Source organism: Microcystis sp. LEGE 00066 (assembly GCF_015207925.1).
Taxonomy (GTDB): Bacteria; Cyanobacteriota; Cyanobacteriia; order Cyanobacteriales; family Microcystaceae; genus Microcystis; species Microcystis ichthyoblabe_A.
On the sequence record NZ_JADEVX010000347.1, the window covers coordinates 1 to 1589 of the forward strand.

1 protein-coding gene is annotated in these 1589 nt (G+C 41.6%); it reads right to left on the reverse strand.

The window, feature by feature from the left end; genetic code table 11:
* Positions 1-237: 237 nt before the first annotated feature.
* Positions 238-1440, reverse strand: a complete 1203-nt coding sequence (gene lpxB, locus IQ224_RS23380; protein WP_084990125.1) for a lipid-A-disaccharide synthase — start codon at positions 1438-1440, stop codon at positions 238-240.
* Between the last annotated feature and the right edge of the window lie 149 nt (positions 1441-1589).

Below are 1589 nucleotides of genomic sequence, written 5' to 3' on the forward strand. Positions count from 1 at the left end.
CCAAACCCCCCGCGCATTAGCTTTTCGGTGGGATGCTTACACGCGATTGTTCATATTTTTGTACCAATTTCAGAGTTACTGATAATTGCTGATTGTCGATATTTCTGCAAATGTTGGATGCAGCCGTGGGGTGTAGGGTGTAGGAATTATGAATTATGAATTATGAATTGGGGAGCGGGGAGAAAAAAGCTGTCTCCTGTCTCCTGAATCCTGTCTCCTGACGACCGGCTCCTAACCCTAACAAAGGCCTATTTTAAACACCTCTTGTGCCACTCGATCGCAACTGCCTACTGTTCCTAAACCGGCTGTGGTTTCTGCGTATTCATCTAACATTTTTTGGCGACGTTGCTGATTTAATAATAAATCTAGACATTCCTCCATAATTCTCTCTGGGTTAGCTTCCTCTTGTAATAATTCGGGAACAACTTCTCGCATTAAAACTAAATTTACCGGTGAGACAAATGGTACAGAAAGCTTCATAATATTGCGGGCAATCCAAGCAGTAACTGCACTTAAACGGTAAACCACCACCTGCGGCACGTTTAACAAAGCAATTTCGAGATTAACTGTACCAGACTTAGCCACAGCCAGATCGGCTGCGGCAATTGCTTCTAAAGTCTGATCTCGTTCCATAATCACCGCATTTAATCCATATTCCGCTACTAATTCTCGCATTTTTGGTTCGTATAAAGCTAAGGGAACGGGAATTAAAAACTTAATATCGGGTATTTTTTCCTGTAATTTTTGGGCAGCAGCGCACACCGTCGGCACGAGATATTTAAACTCCTGTTGACGGGAAGCGGGTAACAAAGCGATCACTGTTTCTTCGGGTTTTATTGCCCATTTTTGCCGCATTTCTTGCCGATTGGGAGCATTAGCCATACGATCAACTAAGGGATGTCCCACCCAAGTTACTGGTAAACCTTTTGTTTCAAAAAAACGAGCTTCGGCAGGAAAAATTGCTAATAATTTATCCGTGATGGCGATTAATTTTTCCGTATTAAATAACTTTTCTGCTGTGGCTCTTAGTTTAGCTGAGGGTATATTTTCTTCTGACCAAATCCACACCTGTGGGGCAATATAATAAATAATTGGGACATCGGGAATAATTTTTTTAGCCGACTGACCGATCGCCACATTTGCCCCCACATAATCAATTAAAATAATGATATCAGGGGGATGATCTCTAAAAAACTCTTTTGCTCGTTTTTGTAGTTGTAAGGTTGGCCAAATAAAGGGGATAGATTCAATTAATCCCATAGCAGCCAGTCGAGTGGTTTTACCCAACATTTTTGCTCCGGCTAACTCCATGCGATCGCCACCTAGGGCAAAAATTTCTAACTCAATTTCCAGGGTTTTAGCTAGTTTAAAAAGGGATTCAATCAGCATCGCTGCCTGTAAATCACCCGATACCTCACCCGTACTAATAAATATACGCATTTGGATAATTATTTGATAATAAAAGACTTCAGGAAATAGGATTGCTGGAGTCAGGAGATAGGATTGCTGGAGATAGGATTCAGGATTGCTGGAGATAGGAGTCAGGAGATTATTTTTATTTATTCTTCCCACTTCCCCACACCCCACAC